Below are 19884 nucleotides of genomic sequence, written 5' to 3'. Positions count from 1 at the left end.
ATTCAAACATTAAATCGCTATTTTTTTAATTCTTGTTCAAATAGCTTATGAATGCGACGGTATTCATCTAACCAGCTTGATGGTTGACGGAAGCCATGTGGCTCAACCGGATAAATCGCAGTTTCAAACATTGGCTTTTCAAGCTCAATTAAACGCTGCACCAAACGCACACTATCTTGGAAAAATACGTTGTCGTCCAATACACCACTCATAATCAACAGTGGCTTTTGTAAGCCGTCAGCATGTTCAATCGGCGAGCTACGCTCATAGGCGATTGGGTCAACATCAGGTGTATTCAAGATATTCGAGGTATATGGTGCATTGTAATGGGCCCAGTCAGTCACAGGACGCAACGCTGCGCCCGCTTGGAATAACTCTGGCTCATTAAACAGCGCCATAAAGGTCAAGAAGCCACCGTAAGAGCCACCATAAGTGCCTACTTTGCCGGCATCAACATTAACGTTAGCCGCCATCCAATTAACGCCATCTTTTAGATCTTCAACTTCTGGCGTGCCCATTTGACGATATACAGCTGTGCGCCAATCGCGACCATAGCCTTTTGAGCCTCTAAAATCCATATCCATTACCACATAGCCTTGCTGTGCTAATAGGTTATGGAACATAAACTCTCTGAAGTATCCCGAGAATCCGTAATGCGCATTTTGTAGATAACCTGCACCATGGTTAAAGATAACCGCAGGATATTTATCAGCGTTGTCTTTACTGTAACCTTGCGGCACATAGACTCGCGCATAAACCTCACCCGCACCATGACTTGAAGGTACAGCGACGACTTCCGGCGCTTGCCATGCATAATCCTTAAACGCTTCACTGGTGTAGTTTGTTAGCTGCTTAAGCTCACCACCAATTGGCTGTACAAACAATTCTGCAGGCTGAATACGAGTCGATGCATTTAATAGCAGTGCGCTACCATCAGGGCTTAAAGTGTAATTTAGCTGACCTTGCCACTGGGTTAACTGCTCATCCTTACCGGTAGCAATTTCAACGCGGTAAACGTTATCAATGCCAGGGTGAGTCTTGTTTGCCTTGTAGTAAATATACTGCGCTTTAGGGCCTAAGGTGATATCACTCACCACAAACTTACCTTTAGTCAGTGCTTGTGGTTTTTCACCTTGCTCTTTAAGGTAAATATGTGAAAAGCCTGTTTCTTCCGATAGGTAATACAAACTATCGCTATTTGGCAACCAACCATACTGGTTAAAGTTATAGTTCACCCAAGCATCATCGTGCAGGCGATGCTGGGTGGTTAAGCTCGCTTTATCGAAATTAACAGTAGCTATCCAACGGTCTTTATTATCTACCGCTTCAAGCATTACCGCGACTTTTTCACCAGAGTCAGACCACTGAATAGCACTTTGAGTCCAACCCCAATCTTGCATCAATTGTAGATTACGTGGCGCTTTTTCACTGTCGTATATCTCACCTTTCGCTTTGGCATTCTCGGCTTTTACTTCTGCGAGAACATCTTCATCAAAACCTGTTAAGCCTTCGATGGTAATGTCTTTTTTAGTGTGAGTATCTAAATCTAACAATACCAAACGTTCACCTGGATTTTTGTCTTCAGCGACACGAGCACGTGCAGGCACAGCATCAACATAACCGTCTCTACCTAAGTAGTTAGGCATAATGTCGTGATCGCTGCGCCAGCTGTAATTCTTATCCTTTAGTGCCACAATCACATAGCGGCCATCTGGTGACAGGCTCAAATTAGTCACAACCTCGGCATCACCCAAATACCAAGTCTTAGCCGACATAGTCGGATCAGCTTTAGCAAGCTCTGCTCTATAGTCTTGTTTTGCTTTGGCGTTATCTTGCTGCATGGCTACGTATTGGATCAGTCTATGCTGCTGCTTGGCAATGTAGCTTGATGGCTCTTGCACACCTTTAGGCTCTGCAGCCATCTTGATGTTGGCGATCTCTTCTAACAAACCTGAGTCTTGGTGGATCTTGAAAATATTATCGCCTTGCCAGTATGCGATATCACCATTATTTAGAAAGCGCACACCATCAATAGCGGTATTTTGACGCGTAAGTTGAACCACTTTACCGCTGTTGAGATCTTTAGCGAACAAGTTACCTTGATAAATATAGGCTTTACGCGTCTTGTCATTGTTTAATACACCACGACGTTGATCTGCGCTATGTAGTTGATTTAACGCCAGCTCGCTTGCCGCGGTACCATCAATACTTTGCTGATAATAGGTTTTAGTTGGTGCACCGTGTGCTTGTCTTGCAAAGTAAATTGACTGACCGTCATCACTCCAATAAGCGCCTTTAGCAAATAAGCCCATCCAATCTGGGTTAGCCATGATTTGGTTTAGAGTTAACGCTTGGTCTACTTGAGGCGGTGCCGATAAGGCTATTTGGTTGGTAGTTTGGTTAGTCGCTTGCTCAGGTGAAACGGAAGCCGTTGCCCCGCAACCCGCTAATACAGCTAGTGATAGTGCACTAAAGCCGACATGACGAATGACGCTTTTCATATCCATCCCTTTATTATTGGTATTTTTTCGGACTTTTATACCACACTTTAGCAACGGGATTACTCGAAAAGGCTGTAAAATTTGTAACAGATGGTAGCGTTTTAATGAATTTAGCTAAAATTTGCTAACAGTACATTCAGTATAGAAAGCTAGCCAGAGTTTAAGAGTGAGGCACAAAAGCGGCTTAGCGAATCTTAATAAAATTCGCTAAGAGTTCATGACCCTGCTGGGTAAGAATAGATTCAGGATGAAACTGTACGCCATAGATCTTTTTGACAGGCATGCTCATCGCCATGATCTCACGGCCATGCACTTCATCATCAAACCATGCATCCAGCACAAAGCCATGTGGAATAGCATCGACCAGTAAGGAGTGATAACGGGTAACAGTTAGCGGATTAGCTAAGCCACTAAATAAGCCACTATTCTTGTGGGTTATGGCGCTGGTTTTACCATGCATTACTCGCTTGGCTCGAACCACGTTAGCACCAAAAACTTGCGCAAGCGCTTGATGTCCAAGGCAAACACCTAAAATTGGTAGCTCGCCAGCAAAGTGTTTAATGATAGACAGCGATAATCCGGCCTCGTTAGGCGTACATGGGCCAGGGGAAATAACAATATGGCTGGGCGCGAGAGACTCTATCTCATCAATGGTAATTTCATCATTGCGCTTAACTAGAATATCTTGTCCAAGCTGCTGAAAATACTGCACCAAATTAAAGGTGAATGAGTCGTAATTGTCGATCATTAAGATCATAAAGATCCAAGAACCTATGTTGCTGGTTTTATTTGTTTCCACCTAAAAGGCCAATTGCCATGGCAGAGCAATAAAACTAAATATGGATGATTTGGGCGCAGATGCTATCACAGCCACCCGCTTTGATCATCTGAGTTTCTATTCAAACAACACTAAGGCTGTTAACCTTTGGCTAAAAGCTGCCGCTAACGTTGCAAACCCCGGTGTTTGCGCAAGCTTCCTGTAGCTCGCCTGTGCCTCTGGCCACAGCCCTTCTAACCAATAACTTTGCCCTATTAATAACAAAGCCTGTCCTTGTAGTTCATTGCGGCGCTGACGGGCATGCTTTATTTCAGCCGCACTACCTAATGGCAATGATTGCAAACCGACTTTAGCCCATGCACTGCGCGCCTTATCACCTTGTTTTAGCCCCGCAAATAGCTGGCCTTGTAGCATATAAAAGTTATCATGCTGCTGGTTTTGTTTGCTCATATCAAACTGCATCAACATGTCTAACGACTGCTGGTAGCGCCCTGATAACCAAGCATATTGTGCACAGCCTAAATCTGTTGCGTCAAACTCTTCACGATTAGCTTTTGGATGAGCAAATTTGGTGCATCTTGCGGCTAAATTATAGGCTTTAATCTGAGCCAGCAGCCCGATACTGTCTAGTGTAGACCCGCTATGATTATGTTCCTGCAAGTTTGCAGCGATATCATTAGCAACAGCAGCTTCAACAGGGTGATTTAACCCCAGCTCACTGCGCATTAAGACTTGCCATGCACTACGATTAGCAGGCTCTAACGTTAACCATTGCTGGGCACTCTCTTTTGCTGCTTGCCATTGCTCCTGCGCCAGTTGGCTATAGCTAATCAGCGGCCACCAATGCAGCTTGATATCACGATTTTGTAACTCGATTAACACCGCTTGATATTGCGCTAGTTGGTAGTACGCGTAGCCACGCATATAACGCACTTGAGCAGAAATAGGCTCATCTAAAGTTGATAGATCCAAGTCGCTTAAACTGGCAAGCGCCACCTTATAATGCTCAAGCTCGAACTGAGCATGAGCTAAGTTAATCGCAATATTCGCCTCCTGAGGATATAGCTTATAGCCGCGCAGCCAACAAGTTAACGCCTTAGCTTCTGCGCCTGTATCGACCATGGTTTTACAGGCATATTGAAATACCGTCGGGTGCGGGGTTTCTTGATCAAGTAATGGCTCCATCATAATTAGCGCGGCATCGAAGTCGCTGCGCTCTAGCAATACACTCGCTTTATTAAGCAAGTTAGACTCAAATCGATTCAGTGAGCGCCCTTGGTCTGCCTTTTCCCCTTGTTGAGAATGGCTGTAAAAACTCACTAAAGACCCACTGAATAAAAGCGCAAATGCGAGGTGCTGAATACGCGTCATCACTAACTCACCTTGAAATTAATCGGTACATCAACAAACACCTTAACTGCTTCTCCTGCTAATACCGCAGGCTTAAAGCGCCATTTACGCGCTGCATCTATAGCAGATTGATCAAATACTTGTTTGGGCTCTGCCTCTAACACCTCAGCCTGACTCACTACACCATCAGCTTCGACGATTAACCTTAATAACACTTTGCCGCCTTGCTTAAATTTGCGACCAGCGACTGGCATTTTTGGCTGAATAAAGCGTAGTAATTCAGGCGCTTTATCAACATCTTCAATCCCAGCAATTACTGGTGCAATGCTAGGTAAACTCAAACCATTTAATGCAGGGGTTGCCATTACTGGCACTTGCAACGGCATATCGGCAACCGTAGGCATAATCGGCATACTGCTTGATACCGGTGTTATAGCGCTCGCCGTTACTGGTTTTGACTGCGCTTTTTCTGGCTCAGTTTGTCGCGGCTTATCTGGCGGCAGCAAAGGTAATGGTTGTGGCTCAATCTGCTGACTCAACAGCCCTACTGCTTGGCTTTGATTTAAACTATTGGGTAAATAGTAACAAAGTAAAATTGTTACCATTACCGATAAGATAAGCCTTACAGACTTAACCCCAATAGCTTTTAAATGCACTGCGCCCATTAGTGGATCTCTGACGCGACAGAGCTAAAACTAATGCCAGCTTGCTTAGCGATATCGAGTACCTTAATAGTTACCCCGGTTGGGCAGTTAGTATCAGCGACCACCAGCAGCTTTGCTTTCGGCGTTTGAGTCGCAATTTGTTGCAGCTTTCCCGGCAGATAGTAAATATCGATCTCTTTCGACTCAAAGTAGACTCGACCAGTAGTATCGAGCGTGACCACAATAGGACTGCCATCAACACTGGTTGCCGTGCTGGCTTGAGGGCGTTTGATCTCAACTGATGCTTGCTGCACAAAGTTGGTCGATACAATAAAGAAGATCAACAAAATAAACACCACATCGAGCATAGGCGTCATGTTAATTTCAGGATCTTTATCTTGTCTAAATCGATCGCTAAGCATTAGCGCCTCCTGCTAATAAATGAATATCAACCCGATTTAGCTTTCGCTGCCACAAAAAGGCTAATATGGCGCCAGTTAAGCCGACAAACAAACCGGTTTGCGTGGTCACCATCGCCATAGAGATCCCGGCAGAGATCACCGCTGGATCGTGAAAACCATAATTAGCTCCCGCATCAAACATGGCGATCATTCCGCTCACAGTACCAAGCAAACCTAATAACGGTGCCACCATAGCAAGTAACTTAACCCCTTGGAGATCGCCATACTGCTGAGCCTGTGCCTGTCTTAGTGCTAACAAGCGCAAGCGTTGATTAAGCCAGTCACACTCGGTTGTTTGGCCACTTTGCTCCACACCAAGGCGAGGCTCTTTAAATAAGGCACGACTGACTAACCACAACATCCATAAACAACAGATAAATAGCGGCCACATCACTATGCCGCCTAGCTCAATAAAGCCTAAAACAGCATGAACAAATTGCTCTAATGACTGCATCGAACTACTTTGAGCCATGACCTTCCCCTTGTTCAAGGTTGAGCGCCAGTAGCAAGGCAGATTGCTGCTCCATATTCAAACTTAAAGCTTGAGCGCGGCGCTTTAACGGGTAATGCAGCAATAACAGAGGCAGTGCCACCAGCAAACCTGCTTGAGTGGTAATCAGTGCTTTACTGATCCCTTGCGATAACAACTTAGGGTCGCTATTGCCAAACTCTGTGAGTGATTGGAAAGTTTCAATCATGCCGGAAACCGTTCCTAACAAACCTAGCATTGGCGCCATGGCAGCAAGCAGCGCAATAAAGCCAAGACCTCGTTCAAACTGCGCCATCTGTTTCAGCATCAACTGCTTAAGCCGCTGATCCATTGCGTCAACACCGCTACCTTCAACAATGGCACTCGCTAGCACTTTCGCTGCGGGTACTCGAGACACACTCTGAAGCTGCTGCTTAACCGTTAGCAAATCCACTTTAGCGCCATCATCGTCTTGAAGCTGAGCTAAAGGTCGCCAATACAGTAAGACAACCGCACGCCAGAGGGCTATCTGTAAGCCAAGCGCAGCTAAAATAAGAATTGGCCACAACACTTCGCCACCATCTTTTATCCATTGGACAAGGCTTTGCTTTTTCGCCAAGCTTGGCAACATCCGGCCTTGGCTTAAGTCCATCGCCAATAGTTGAGTTTGACCATCTAACCATGCTCTTAGCTGCTTGCTAACATCGGTATCAACAGGCGTAATTGCGGTAGGTAGTTTGTCTGTAAAGGCAATAAAGCTAGGTAAATCCGTATCGGTTACGGCCATTAAACCGCCAAATACTCGTAGCTCTTGTGTGCTAACACTGCCATCAGCTTGGCTTATTGCTGTTGAAGCACGGCCAACTTGTGCTGTCATCTGCATATCATCAACGGCGTAACTGATAAGCTCATTGAGCTGTGACAAGCTTGGAAAACCGGAACTTGCCTTAGCGACAGCTAAACTTTGCCCTCGCTGCACTTCAGTTAAGCTGGTAGGACTTTGCAGCCATTGCTGCGATAAGCTACTCAACGCTTTTTGGTATGCCCCTTGAACCAGTTGCATATCGTCAACAGCAAGTTGATAACTGCTGGTTAATTGCAGCTTTTGCTGATTAAGCACGACGAGTTGCTCATTTAATGCTGTGAGCTGTGCGCGTTTACTGGCTAACCTTGCACTTAACGCTTGTTGGTTGGATTTGACCTCATCGATCTCTTGTTTTAATTGATGATCCCAAGCGCTATTTTGCTGACGGATATCAGCCGCTCGCTTATCAATTTGTGCCTTTTGCTGCTGATAATTAGCAGCCTGCTTAGTCGCTGTAATATCTGCAACAACTTGAGCTTGGGCAAAAGCTTGAATAGAGGCGCTAAATAGTAAAATTGCAATCATAGTTCTCATTGTTCTTGCCCTCCTAGTGGAAGGTTCACAATCTGCGCCACCTGCCTATTAGCAGTAATTGCCATGGCTAATTTAATGTCACCTTGTAGCTCAACAGCTAACGGCCGCCACTGGCGAGACTGATTATCAAACCAACCTAAATGTTGCTCATCAGGGGTAATATAAAACCAAGATAAACGTCCTAGTCGCAATAAGTTAACCTGCACTGGTTGCTCATCGATTGCGATAATCTCTTGAGTCAACTGCTGTCCATAGCCATAAACAACCTCGATGGTCATCACATCAAGGAGCCGTCTAAAACGCTCGGCTAATGGCAGATCATGGCTATCCATTGCAGTACGTAAAAATGCTAAGCGACGCTTACGCTCATCAAAGTCAAACGGAAGATCGCTGCTCACTTGACGCTCCAACATGGCATACCAGATCTCAAGCTGTGGCTCGAGCTCCTGCTTTAATGCGCTTATCGTGGCAATGTCTTGCTGCAACTGTGAAACCTCAGCTTGCAATGATGCTAAGTACCTTTGCTGCTTTTGCAACTGATACTCAGTCCAATAAAGCTCACCTAAGTCTTGTTGTTGCTGTGATAGCGACTGCGCTTTTTCCTGTTGCCATGCAGCCGCCTCTTCGCCCAGCAGCACCGATTGCGCCACAGGTTGCAGTATTTGCTCGCGCCAGCGCTCAGCTAACTGGCTGGTAGAGTCATCACTTACAACCGAAGTCGCATTTACCACCAGCGGCAATACACTAAAAGCGGCGAGTAAACTGATATAAATTCGAGCTAGCATTTGCGGCCCCCTTTTTTAATTGAGCGACGCCAAAACACCAGTCCTTGCAACAATAGACTCACCAGTAATAGGCAATAACAGATAAAGAAATAGTTAATCAGCGGGTTATGTACCGCTAACATCTTAACTTGAACACCTTTTGCCTCTTGTTGATAAGGCACACGAAAGTCCGTCACCGTGATATACAGATCTCCCCAGTTAAATGGACGCAGGAAACCTGCATGACCACTGACTTTTTGCTCGCCATTACTTATCTCAAAGTAAGCGTTATTAATACGCGGTTCGAATACATCTACGCTACGACGAGTGATACGTCCTGCTGGGCTAAAACCTGCTTCATCTTCGATGATTTGGCTAACATCATTGCGATAATCGACTTTGACTAACTCAATTTGGTATCGACCACTGTTAAAACGCTCACCTTGATGCAGCACAACACTGTCGTGGCCATGAATAAACACTAAGTCGACACCGTGGAAGATAAACACCAACAGGGTTAGGATGTGGATCGGTAGCATCATGATCCGTGGGCTACGCCAGCGCTTATGCCGCCAAGTTGGTAGCAGATCACGCCAAGAGCAAAGTGCAGTGTTTAATCCAAGTAGAAACATCAACCCAAATAGCCCTGCCAGCCAACTAGCCACAATAGGCGCCGTCGCTAAGCTTTGTATCCACTGCGACATAGGTAAATCATTCAGTGAGCGCAGTACTTGGCGGTAAACATCTTGTTCACTCATCGCAACGCCAAGCGCAAACCACACTGACAGCAGCAGTAGCAATACAAAAGCTAAGCGCATTGAAAACAACCAGTTCATAGTCATGACAAGCGATACCCCAACATCAATACACAAATAAAGCCAAGCACTGCGGCCTTACCTAACGCCAGCGCTTTACCATTAGCAAACCAAGCTTTTGGTAAGTGAAACACTAAGATAAATAACAGATATGTCAGCGCAGAGAAAAAGAAGTGACCACTCCAACTCCAGCTGCGCCCCCAACCAATAAACGCCCAGTAGCTACCCGCGATTTCACCGCCAAGAAACGCTGTGCCAGCAAGCAGACTCAATAGATGACTATGACTCTCTAATCGCGCATCACGACCAAATGCATGCAATAAGTAACCAACACCAGCTGCGATAGCCAAGCCAAGTGCAATAGGCCGAGAAAGAAAGAACAGCTGCGCCCATAAAGATGTCAGCATGGCGCTGTCACCCATTGGCGGCTCCAGGGTTTTACTGTAAATAAGTAGTAGTAACGCTAAGCTACTTACTATCCAGGCATATCGAGCTTGCAAGCGACTGCGGATCGGCAAGATACAAACTGCCAATGAGCTAACAAGAGCAGTCACCACAAGATAAGTCGTTACACTACTTCCGGGGAATAATAGGCTATTGGCATTGACTAAGATAAGCGTCATTACCGACAAAGCTAGCAATACTAACCCTGCGAGACGCGCAGCGATAAAGCTCTGTTCAAGTGAACTCGTTTGATTCAAACTGAGATCGTTCATTAGCTTTGCCCACTTAATGAGGCTGCATTATCAGCAGTGATAAACTGCATTAGCTTTTGTGATAAATCGCTATCTTCAATATCAATCACCTCAGGATTAAGCAGCGACCAATGGCGACAAACTTGCTCAATCAAGTTTGGACGCACCACCCAAATATGACGGCTATTTGCCACTGCAAGTAATGGCGCGATTTGCTTACCAAAACCTTGAGCACCAAGCTCCATCGGCCCAATTTCATCGACAATACAGATATCACCTTGATTAAAGTTATTATGCTCAAGGGCCTGCAAACCTAGGGCTAATCCGGCTTCAGTGAAACTAAATCGAGTACCCGTTTTTTTATCTAGCACACCAGTACGATGACCAAATAGACAGCGTTCTCCTGTCGCTATATCGACAATATCGCTACTAAAACGACGACCATCTTTCATCACACCAGGGCATAGCATGCCTTTTAATGGCAGCTGTTTTTGTTGACACTGCTCAATAAGTGCAGTTAAAGCGGTGGTTTTACCACTACCACTTTCACCGGTAACAATTAGCACTTTGCTTAAACTCAACCCCAATACATTTTGCGGCATAAAAAACTCCTGCGAGGCGACTTGATAACTGGCCGTAGCCAAGCCATACAGTCGACTAATATTTTTACTGGTCATAACGGCACTACGTTCGCCGTAATCCAATACCTTGCCATGCTCTAATAACATCACTTTATCTGCGTAAAGCTGCGCTAAATTGGGGTCGTGTAAAATGGCAATCACTGCGGTGTTGGATTCAACGCAGCTGCGTTTGACCTGAGAAAGGATTTGAAATTTATTACGATAATCAAGATGGTTAGTCGGCTCATCGAGTAGCAACAATTGCTCACTTTGAAACAGCGCTCTGGCTAACAGTACAAGCTGACGCTCGCCACCTGATAAACGGTTATAATCCGCCTTAGCTAAGCCGCCAACATCGAGTAACTGCATAACTCTTTTAGCATCTTGGATATCTTGCTCTGACGGGGACTCAAAAGTTGACAAAAACGGCGTGCGCCCCATCACCACCATCTCAAGTGCAGTAAATGCAAAGGCGGTTTCTTGTTGCTGAGGTACCAAAGCCATCTGCTGCGCGATCTCTGCGCGACTCATTTGATTCAAAGGGCGAGAGTTAAGACTAACTTGACCTTGACTCGGCGGATTCAAACCACAAAGGCAGTTCATAAGCGTCGTTTTGCCAGCGCCGTTAGCGCCTAAAACAGCCAAAAACTCGCCAGCAGCTAACTCAAAACTCACGTCTTGCAACAGGACTTTGTCAGCAACTCGATAACTGATATTTTCAACAGCTAGCATTAATACGCGCCTCCCTGACGAAAACGAAACAGCAAGAAAGCAAACAGAGGTGCACCAACTAGCGAGGTCACAATGCCAATGGGGATCTCCATGCTAAAGCTTGCCCTTGCGACGCTATCTGCTAGCAGTAAAAACATGGCGCCAACTGCAGTTGATAGAGGAATAAGTCGCATATTGTTAGCGCCAGTGAAGGTTCGCACCATATGTGGTACCACTAAGCCGATCCAAGCCACTGAACCTACTGTTGCGACACATGAAGCCACAATAAACGAGCTAATCACAATCAGCACCATACGCAGTCTTGCTGGCTCGACCCCAAGACTGCGACACTGGTGATCTCCTAAGCACAATACATTGAGGCGGTAGCGCAGTGTATGGATTAACCCATAACCTAAAGCCACAGGCACAATAAGTTGCGCGACAGTGCTCCAGCTACTAACCGAGAGTGAACCCATTAGCCAAAATACAATCGCTGGTAACTCACCATAAGGATCGGCTAAGGCTTTTAACATGGTTAGTCCTGCCCCAAATATAGAGCCAACAATGATGCCGGTCATAATCATCAATAGCAGACTGTTACTACCAAAGCGCTTGGCCATAAACATCGCCGCACATGCTGCTGCGAGTCCGCAAACAAATGCCAGTAACTGCACCATCAACCAACTACTGCCCGGTAAAATCAACCCCATAGCCGCACCAAACATACAGCCAGATGCGACGCCAAGAATATCGGGCGACACCAAAGGGTTACGAAACACCCCTTGATACACGGCTCCAGATACAGCTAGTCCTGCACCTACAATCAGAGCGGTTAATAAACGCGGAAAACGGATCAGCAAAATGACACGCTCTTCTTGGGTTAAGTCATTTGGCACTTGCCCTGTAAGTATTAAGCTACTCAATACTGACGGCAGTTTTTGAATTGCGCTGAATAAGTCGCTTAGGTTAATCGAAAAACGTCCAGCGCAAAGGCCCACCAATCCAACCACAATGGCAATGCCCAGCCATTGAACTGGCTGAAACGTGCGTCCTTTGGCTACAAACATTGACTAGTCTCTTGTAGCGGAGACAGGCAAGCATCGCCAAAAGCCACTTGATAGTAGTGGGCCATTTCGGCGTCTAAATCGATATTTTTAAATTGTTCAGGATAAGCATTAGCAGCAAGATACAGTGCTCCTGCCATTGCCATAGGAGACGGCATATCCCAGAAGCTGCCCTTAGGTATTTTTATCTGCGGTAGCTCAGCAATTTGTGTCATCAATGACTTTTTAAGTTGCTCATCCACTTTGGTTGAGTCATTGGATTCGCGCACTAGCAGTTGTGGTTGCCAAAGTAGTAACTGCTCTGCATTCACTTTAGGGTAGAAGCCTGGCACGCCAGTAGCGACGTTTTTAAGACCAGCAACAGCCATTAGCTGATGTTGAAACATCTGCTCACTGGCGGTGCGGTATAGATCTGAACTGTTGGCGTAATATGCACGTAGGCGTTGATCATCAGTAAGTCCTTTCAAACCAGTTTGAATAATCTCAGCCAATCGCTGGTTCTCAGCCGCGATCTTAGCCGCTTTGTCCTCAGTGCCTGTAGCTTTTGCCAATAACGAAAGCACAACCTCACTGTCTTTAAAGCTTTCAGGCTGAATAACTAAGCTAGCAATACCTAATGAGGTAAGACGGTCTGCCAATCGGTAGCCATCTTTTTTACCAAAGACTAAAACGAGATCCGGCTTTAATGCGACTATGGTTTCTAAACTGGTTCCGGCCGAGCGACTACCGATCACTAAAGGATCTCGTTCACCTAAAATACGATTAATAAATGGCGAGTGCTTGGTGCTACCACCAATTCCTACTAGTTGGTCTTCAAGACCAAGACTGAGAGCAAACAGGTTTGCAGGTGTAAACGTCGTCACAATGCGTGAGGCAGGCTTTTCAAGCACGACCTCACGGCCTTGTTGATCGACCAAGTGTATCGGCGTTGCCGATACACTTGAAAGACCACAAAGGAGAATGACAACAGCACTAAATAGTCTGTTTAACATTCCTATTCCTTAGAAGCGGTACTTTACGCCAACTTCATAAGAGCGGCCTTCGTTTGGCTGGCCGTATCCTTCGTAGTGTGACTCATCGAGTAAGTTATTAAGATTCACGTAAGCAGAAAGCTGCGGTGTAATCGCCTTCTTAATACCCATATCGATAGTTAAGGTGTCTGACTCCCACTCTTGTGAGCGTTCATCGATCAGGATATCTGTACGGTAGCGTACACGCAGATTACTATCGATATCTAACCAAGGCTGATACCAATTAACTATCGCTGTAACAGAGTCTTTTGGAATATCACGGAAGTAGTCTGAGTCGCGGTTTTCACTCTTATTACGTGCGTGGGTATAGGTATAATCCAATGACAGGCTAATATTTTCAGTTAACTGACTTAGCGTCGTGATCTCAATACCGTAAAACTCTGACTTACCGATGTTTTGGTAAACTTCAAGATCCCAACCCGGATCATTAGGATCCGGCAGGTAAGTTTCAACAATCTTGTCACTGATATCGTGATAGAACAGACCCACATCAACGCTATTTAACAACTGATGGCTAAAGTCATTTTTCCAGCCTAAGGTGTAACTCGTGTTGCGTTCAGGCTTAAGATCATGACGGGCACCTGTATCGTCAAACATTTCAGTGAAAGTAGCAAAGCGGGTTTTTTGCGCGATAGAACCATAAACTAGACCCGCATTATCAAAGGTGTAACTCATACCAAGCATTGGATCTAAGGTATCTGAACCATCTTCACCAGGCGTCGCATCATGACCACGGTCTTCTACAATTGTTTGTTTATGCCAAGCAATACCAGCGACCACATTTAGTGCGCCGAATGTCATCGTATCTTCAGCTGCTACACTAATAGTATCTAATTGAGAACGCTCGTATCCGTGAGAGCGATCAACGTCAACGTAAGCGACATTCTTCTTTTTATGTACATCATTTTTATAGTTAACTGACAGGCTTAAGCTATTCCAACCCGCTAGTGCCATATCGGTAAACAGAGCACCACCTGCAGTGTAATCACTGTAACTACTTGTCGCTAACTTAAGGTCTTTATCTGGATTATCGTATGAATCATAGCTGTCGTTATGCACATGGTAATAACCTAATGCTCGCACCGTTAGCCAATCATTAACGCGGTGCAAGCCGCTTAAATCCATACCGGTATCTTTATATTCAGAGATATCTGCAAAGCTACTAAAATCACTAAATACTTTGTTATAACGGGTGTTATATGGAAGCTCACGATCAGAGTCTAGGCTGAATACACTAGCAAAAAGCTCAGTGCTTTCATTGGCGTAACCACCACGAACCCAGATGTTAGTCGATTCATAAGCAGAGTTTTCGCGCTTACCGCCGTCTTCAACAACCATCTGCTTTGGTAAATCACCAAACTTATCTTTGATATCAGATAACACAGGCTCAAAGTCATTAGACATGCGCATAGCGTCACGACCACGGTGATCTACTGATGCAAATAAGCTAAAACCATCTTTACCTAAGCTGATAGACCCTGTTTGATAGTTTTGTCCCATTTGTCCAAATGATGCATTAAGATCACCACTGACACCTTCTTGGCCTTTCTTCGTAATAATATTAACCACACCACCCATACCATTTGGGCCATAAAGCACTGAAGAGGCACCTTTCACTACATCAATTTTGGCAATGATATTGGCAGGAATTTGGTTAAGATCTAACTGACCGTAATTAGTTTCGTAATATGGCACACCATCGAGCAAGATAAGTACTTTATCTTGCTCAAAGCCCTGAATGGTTAAAAACTTCTCACCTTTGCTCGACTGAGCAACATGTACACCTGGCACATAGTCCAAGGCATCCGCAGCCGTTTTGGCACCGATTAGTTCGATTTGCTCTGCTGTCATAGTGTTATTGATAGCAATATCTTTAACACCTGTTTGTTCTGATACGACAATTTCACCAAGTGAAAAAACGTCATTAACTTCATTAGCCAATACAGCTTGGCTTGATAGTAGGGTGCTGATGACAATAGCGATTTTAGTATTTCTAGTTTTGATCACCGAAGACTCCGATCTGCTCGTGATAATGGCTTGCAAATCTTCAACATCGTTAAAAGTCTGCCTCACCGTAAATTCGCGCACATCTTATTCTTTATAACCTGCTTCAACTATTCGCAAACCTGAACTCTAGACCGACATCACCCAATAAAAAACCAATTACGACGTAACGACATATACTTACACACACAAAAGGACAATTAGTCACACAAGGACAAGTTGGCTAGTCTAATTTGTCTACACTTAAATTAACCATGTAAAAAGCACTCGTTCAGAGTTAAGACCTAATACCAAGAAGTCACCTTTGATTATTTTGACAAATAGCGCCCACAAAAAAGCCAGTCGTTAGACTGGCTTTTAAACTGTTTAAAACTAAATTCTGCAGATTTATTTAACCAAGGTTAAATGACCACGGCGTTTTGGCTCTTTAGCCTCAACAACTTCGGTCTCTGACCCGCTAGTTTCAACATCTGATTCTTTGATAGCTGGCTCTTGGACAACTGAAAGGCCGGCTTCGTCTTCTACTTCATCATCTAATTGGTATGCTTCTTCAACTTCGAAGACTGTACCAGCGCCATTCTCTCTGGCATAGATAGCAACAATAGAAGCCATCGGCAATAGTACTTGCTGAGGAACTCCGCCAAAACGCGCGCTGAACTCAATAAATTCGTTTGTGATCTGTAGTCCACCTACAGCACTCTCGGTAATATTAAGCACAATTTGACCATCTTTAACATATTGTTGTGGCACTTGTGTGCCTGGCACATAGGCATCTACAACAACATGGGGCGTTAGCTGGTTATCCATCAACCAGTCATAATAAGCCCGCAGCAAGTATGGACGGTTCGGGGTTAGCTCTTTCATTAGATACCCATGCGCATTTCGCGCTCAGTCTCAGTCAAAGAAGCTTTAAATGATTCACGATCAAAAAGACGTGTCATATAAGCTTTGATATCTTTCGCTGTACGGCTATCAAGCTCGATACCTAGAACAGGTAGACGCCACAATAATGGACCTAAGTAGCAATCAGCTAGACCAAACTCTTCACTCATGAAGTAAGGCACTTCACCAAAGATTGGCGCGATAGCAGTAAGACCTTCTTGAAGCTCTTTACGAGCCGCATCAGCACGGTCACCTTTGCGAATACGTTCTACAAGAGCGTACCAGTCTTCTTCGATGCGGTGCATCCAAAGACGAGTTTGACCACGTGAAACCGGATAAACAGGCATTAATGGAGGATGAGGGAAACGCTCATCTAAGTATTCCATAATGATACGAGAATTATAAAGTACTAGCTCTCTGTCTACCAAAGTTGGCACTGTGTTGTACGGGTTAAGCTCGATCAAGTCTTCAGGGATCTCATTAGGATCAACCTGTAGAACATCAACTGTTACACCTTTTTCAGCCAGTACGATACGTACTTGATGGCTATAAAGGTCGTCTGCACCTGAATACAGGGTCATGATTGAGCGTTTGTTGGCAGCAACAGCCATTGATACCCTCCGGGATTCACAAATCAAAAGCAAAAAATGCAAACACAAACGAGGAGCAAGGCTCCTCGTTTAGAATTTGCGGATAATACATTCTAACCTTTATTTACGGTTAGTGTACATCTTTCCAGTACTCTTTCTTTAAGAGGTAGGCCACAATAAAGAAAATAAATAGGAAGCCTAACACCCACCAACCTAACCTTTCACGCTCAAGTTTGACTGGGTCGCCAGAGTAAACCAAGTATCCAGTGATATCACGAACCACTTGATCATACTCTTCAGCTGATAATGCCCCACCGGTCGCAACCAATGTTCCATCTTCCTGTTTTACTGGAAGACCTTGAAGGCCTTCAAGTACATGCGGCATACCAACCAATGGGAAAATAGTATTGTTCACACCAAATGGACGGCTTTCATCTTTATAAAAACCGTGAAGGTATGAATAAATCCAATCTTCTCCACGTACTCGGGCAACCAAAGTTAAGTCTGGAGGAGAGGCACCAAACCATTTTGCAGCATCTGCATCTGGAATAGCATTCTCCATTAACTCACCAATTTTAGCACCTTCTGGCAGATACTTAGCACGCATCTCATCTAATGGGATGCCTAAGTCAGTGGCTACTCGGTCATAACGCTGGTACTGAGTACTATGACAACCAGCACAGTTTTCTTGGAACAATTCCAATCCACGCTGCAATGATTCAGTGTCATTTAGATCAATATTGGCTTTATCTAGTGGTGCGCCACCACCGGCTGCGATAGCCAGTGTTGGGACCAATGCAACTAATGCGATTAATAATTTTTTCATTAGTGTGTCAACCTCTCTGGTACAGGCTTAGTCTTTTCATTCTTACTGTAAATCCATAGGAATAAGAAGAAACCAAAGTAAGTCAGAGTAAAGATACGTGCAGCGATTGTCAGAGCAGGGGTAGCTGGTACAGCACCTAAGTAACCAAGTACTAGGAACGATACTGCAAACTGACCAATGTTCAGTTTGTGAATCATACTACGGTAGCGAATTGACTTAACGTTACAACGATCTAACCATGGTAAGACAAACAGTACTGCAATTGCTAAGCCCATGCCGATAACACCCATCAGCTTATCTGGGATTGCACGTAAAATTGCATAGAACGGCGTAAAGTACCAAACTGGTGCGATATGCTCAGGCGTCTTCATTGGGTTAGCCGCTTCAAAGTTCGGCTTTTCAAGGAAGTAACCACCACCTTCAGGCATAAAGAACAATACATAACAGAAGACGATGAGGAAGCCAGCGACGCCCATGATGTCTTTAACTGTGTAGTACGGGTGGAATGGAATACCATCTTTTGGCCAGCCATTCTCATCTTTGTTCTTCTTAATCTCGATACCATCTGGGTTATTAGAACCCACTTCATGCAACGCGATAAGGTGTAAAAACACCAACACAACAAGCACTAATGGCAACGCAATAACGTGTAGCGCAAAGAAACGGTTTAGAGTTGCACCAGAAACAACGAAGTCACCACGGATCCACAATGTTAGGTCGTCACCAATAACTGGAATCGCACCAAACAATGAGATAATTACCTGTGCGCCCCAGTAAGACATTTGTCCCCAAGGTAACAAGTAACCCATGAATGCTTCAGCCATCAACACAAGGAAGATCAACATACCGAATAGCCACAACAGCTCTCTTGGCTTTTGGTATGAACCGTAGATTAGACCACGGAACATGTGCAGGTAGATCACCACAAAGAAGGCGGAGGCCCCCGTGGAATGCATATACCTCAGCAACCAACCGTACTCTACATCACGCATGATATATTCGATTGAAGCAAACGCACCTTCTGCGGTTGGCACGTAGTTCATTGTTAACCAGATACCTGTTAGTAGCTGGTTAACCAGTACTAACATGGCTAGTGAGCCAAAAAAGTACCAGAAGTTGAAGTTGGTTGGTGTCGCATATTGGCCGACATGACGATTATACGTCGCAGTCATAGGAATGCGTTCATCAATCCAATTGATAATGTTCTTAACCATTACGCAGCTCCTTTATCAACACCGATAAGCACAGTGCTATCATCAATATATTGATGTGGAGGGATAACTAGGTTTAATGGTGCTGGTACACCTTGGAATACACGACCAGCCATATCAAACTTAGAACCGTGACAAGGACAGAAGAAGCCAGAAGCAACGCCTTCTACTTGCTCACCGAATGTGTCTGGTAGGTAAGTTGGTGAACAACCCAAGTGAGTACATAAGCCGACAGCTATAAAATACTCAGCCTTAATTGAACGGCCAGTATTTTGTGCATATGCAGGCTGCTGTGGTTCTACAGAGTCTGGATCGCGAAGTTGAGCATCGATAGCTGGCAGACCATCTAAGATCTCCTGCGTACGGCGAACAACCCATACAGGCTTACCACGCCATTCAACTCGAATAAGTTGACCTGGCTCTACTTTACTTATGTTTACTTCAACCGGCGCACCTGCTGCTTTCGCTTTGGCACTCGGATTCCATGACTTTATAAACGGAACCGCTACAGCTGCGGCACCTGCACCACCAACTACGGCGGTGGCTGCGGTCAGAAATCTGCGACGTCCGGTATCGACTGGCGCATTGCTCATCCACTTGTCTCCAGAGAGTGTTGGAATTTTTTTGTTTTATCTGTCTTCTTCTAAGCTGAACCGGACTGAATTCCGATTCTAAACTTGAAGCGCGGCTCATTATAGCCAAAAATTAGAACCAGATCATAGTTAAAACACTCAACTTAGTTAACTATGTTACTTTTAGTGCCGTTTCTGCATAAAAATAACGCATTCGAACCAACAATATAGCTAATTTTTATTAGCACAACATTCTAAATACTTTCATTCATTGCCCACTAAATTAGCAACTTAGCTGATATTAATCCTTTTTTTACTGGCTACAATAGAATAGTTGACTTAATAGGTAGGAATTAACGCTAGTAGTTAACATTATGTCTAGCTACATAAAATAATCCACAATGCTATGGATTTTGACAAACATGTTTAAGCACAGACATGAGTAGGTAGATAACAATGTTGCGGAGGTATCCAAGATAAGCAACGAACTTACATAA

General features: G+C 44.7%; 19 protein-coding genes. All 19 read right to left on the bottom strand.

Annotation, left to right across the window (positions count from 1 at the left end; genetic code table 11):
* Nucleotides 1-17: 17 nt before the first annotated feature.
* The 19 genes from L2747_RS20165 to petA all read right to left on the bottom strand — a co-directional run bounded on the left by L2747_RS20165 (nucleotide 18) and on the right by petA (nucleotide 19408).
* Nucleotides 18-2501 carry a S9 family peptidase gene (locus L2747_RS20165; protein WP_249000757.1) on the bottom strand — a complete coding sequence of 828 codons (2484 nt, stop codon included), beginning with the start codon at nucleotides 2499-2501 and terminating at the stop codon, nucleotides 18-20.
* Between the two features lie 184 nt (nucleotides 2502-2685).
* A complete protein-coding gene (locus tag L2747_RS20160) occupies nucleotides 2686-3258 on the bottom strand; it encodes an anthranilate synthase component II (RefSeq protein ID WP_249000767.1) in 573 nt (190 codons plus the stop codon).
* A 138-nt stretch (nucleotides 3259-3396) separates the two neighbouring features.
* Entirely contained in the window at nucleotides 3397-4650 is a 1254-nt protein-coding gene (locus tag L2747_RS20155; RefSeq protein ID WP_249000756.1) for a tetratricopeptide repeat protein, read from the bottom strand.
* 2 nt (nucleotides 4651-4652) lie between these two features.
* Nucleotides 4653-5294 (bottom strand): energy transducer TonB, encoded by a 642-nt coding sequence (locus L2747_RS20150; RefSeq protein ID WP_249000755.1) that lies wholly within the window; start codon nucleotides 5292-5294, stop codon nucleotides 4653-4655.
* A complete protein-coding gene (locus L2747_RS20145; protein WP_249000754.1) occupies nucleotides 5294-5695 on the bottom strand; it encodes an ExbD/TolR family protein in 402 nt (133 codons plus the stop codon). The genes L2747_RS20150 and L2747_RS20145 overlap by 1 nt, the downstream gene beginning before the upstream one ends.
* A complete protein-coding gene (locus tag L2747_RS20140) occupies nucleotides 5688-6206 on the bottom strand; it encodes a MotA/TolQ/ExbB proton channel family protein (protein ID WP_249000753.1) in 519 nt (172 codons plus the stop codon). Before L2747_RS20140 ends, L2747_RS20145 begins: the two co-directional genes overlap by 8 nt.
* Nucleotides 6193-7602: a MotA/TolQ/ExbB proton channel family protein gene (locus tag L2747_RS20135; protein ID WP_249000752.1), complete on the bottom strand. Its 1410-nt coding sequence runs from the start codon at nucleotides 7600-7602 to the stop codon at nucleotides 6193-6195. The genes L2747_RS20140 and L2747_RS20135 overlap by 14 nt, the downstream gene beginning before the upstream one ends.
* Nucleotides 7599-8387 (bottom strand): DUF3450 domain-containing protein, encoded by a 789-nt coding sequence (locus L2747_RS20130; protein WP_249000751.1) that lies wholly within the window; start codon nucleotides 8385-8387, stop codon nucleotides 7599-7601. The genes L2747_RS20135 and L2747_RS20130 overlap by 4 nt, the downstream gene beginning before the upstream one ends.
* Nucleotides 8381-9208 (bottom strand): hypothetical protein, encoded by an 828-nt coding sequence (locus L2747_RS20125; RefSeq protein ID WP_249000750.1) that lies wholly within the window; start codon nucleotides 9206-9208, stop codon nucleotides 8381-8383. Before L2747_RS20125 ends, L2747_RS20130 begins: the two co-directional genes overlap by 7 nt.
* On the bottom strand, nucleotides 9205-9897 hold the full coding sequence (locus L2747_RS20120) for a hypothetical protein (RefSeq protein WP_249000749.1): 693 nt from the start codon (nucleotides 9895-9897) through the stop codon (nucleotides 9205-9207). Before L2747_RS20120 ends, L2747_RS20125 begins: the two co-directional genes overlap by 4 nt.
* The gene (locus L2747_RS20115) at nucleotides 9897-11228 is read right to left on the bottom strand and encodes an ATP-binding cassette domain-containing protein (RefSeq protein ID WP_249000748.1); all 1332 of its coding nucleotides are present in this window, start codon (nucleotides 11226-11228) and stop codon (nucleotides 9897-9899) included. Before L2747_RS20115 ends, L2747_RS20120 begins: the two co-directional genes overlap by 1 nt.
* Nucleotides 11228-12274, bottom strand: a complete 1047-nt coding sequence (locus L2747_RS20110) for a FecCD family ABC transporter permease (RefSeq protein ID WP_249000747.1) — start codon at nucleotides 12272-12274, stop codon at nucleotides 11228-11230. The genes L2747_RS20115 and L2747_RS20110 overlap by 1 nt, the downstream gene beginning before the upstream one ends.
* Nucleotides 12265-13263, bottom strand: a complete 999-nt coding sequence (locus L2747_RS20105; RefSeq protein ID WP_249000746.1) for an ABC transporter substrate-binding protein — start codon at nucleotides 13261-13263, stop codon at nucleotides 12265-12267. The genes L2747_RS20110 and L2747_RS20105 overlap by 10 nt, the downstream gene beginning before the upstream one ends.
* Before the next feature lie 9 nt (nucleotides 13264-13272).
* A complete protein-coding gene (locus L2747_RS20100) occupies nucleotides 13273-15309 on the bottom strand; it encodes a TonB-dependent receptor plug domain-containing protein (protein WP_249000745.1) in 2037 nt (678 codons plus the stop codon).
* Between the two features lie 384 nt (nucleotides 15310-15693).
* A complete protein-coding gene (locus tag L2747_RS20095) occupies nucleotides 15694-16170 on the bottom strand; it encodes a ClpXP protease specificity-enhancing factor (protein ID WP_249000744.1) in 477 nt (158 codons plus the stop codon).
* Nucleotides 16170-16799 carry a stringent starvation protein SspA gene (sspA, locus tag L2747_RS20090; protein WP_012156731.1) on the bottom strand — a complete coding sequence of 210 codons (630 nt, stop codon included), beginning with the start codon at nucleotides 16797-16799 and terminating at the stop codon, nucleotides 16170-16172. Before sspA ends, L2747_RS20095 begins: the two co-directional genes overlap by 1 nt.
* Before the next feature lie 109 nt (nucleotides 16800-16908).
* Nucleotides 16909-17604 carry a cytochrome c1 gene (locus L2747_RS20085; protein WP_249000743.1) on the bottom strand — a complete coding sequence of 232 codons (696 nt, stop codon included), beginning with the start codon at nucleotides 17602-17604 and terminating at the stop codon, nucleotides 16909-16911.
* On the bottom strand, nucleotides 17604-18818 hold the full coding sequence (locus L2747_RS20080; RefSeq protein ID WP_249000742.1) for a cytochrome b: 1215 nt from the start codon (nucleotides 18816-18818) through the stop codon (nucleotides 17604-17606). Before L2747_RS20080 ends, L2747_RS20085 begins: the two co-directional genes overlap by 1 nt.
* Nucleotides 18818-19408, bottom strand: coding sequence for a ubiquinol-cytochrome c reductase iron-sulfur subunit (gene petA, locus L2747_RS20075; RefSeq protein ID WP_220779886.1), 591 nt, complete (start codon nucleotides 19406-19408; stop codon nucleotides 18818-18820). The genes L2747_RS20080 and petA overlap by 1 nt, the downstream gene beginning before the upstream one ends.
* Nucleotides 19409-19884: the final 476 nt, after the last annotated feature.

Origin of the sequence: Shewanella marinintestina, assembly GCF_023283845.1 — a bacterium.
Taxonomy (GTDB): Bacteria; Pseudomonadota; Gammaproteobacteria; order Enterobacterales; family Shewanellaceae; genus Shewanella; species Shewanella marinintestina.
The sequence above is the reverse complement of the archived record's forward strand: the minus strand, read 5'-3'. Positions and strand labels throughout refer to the sequence as shown.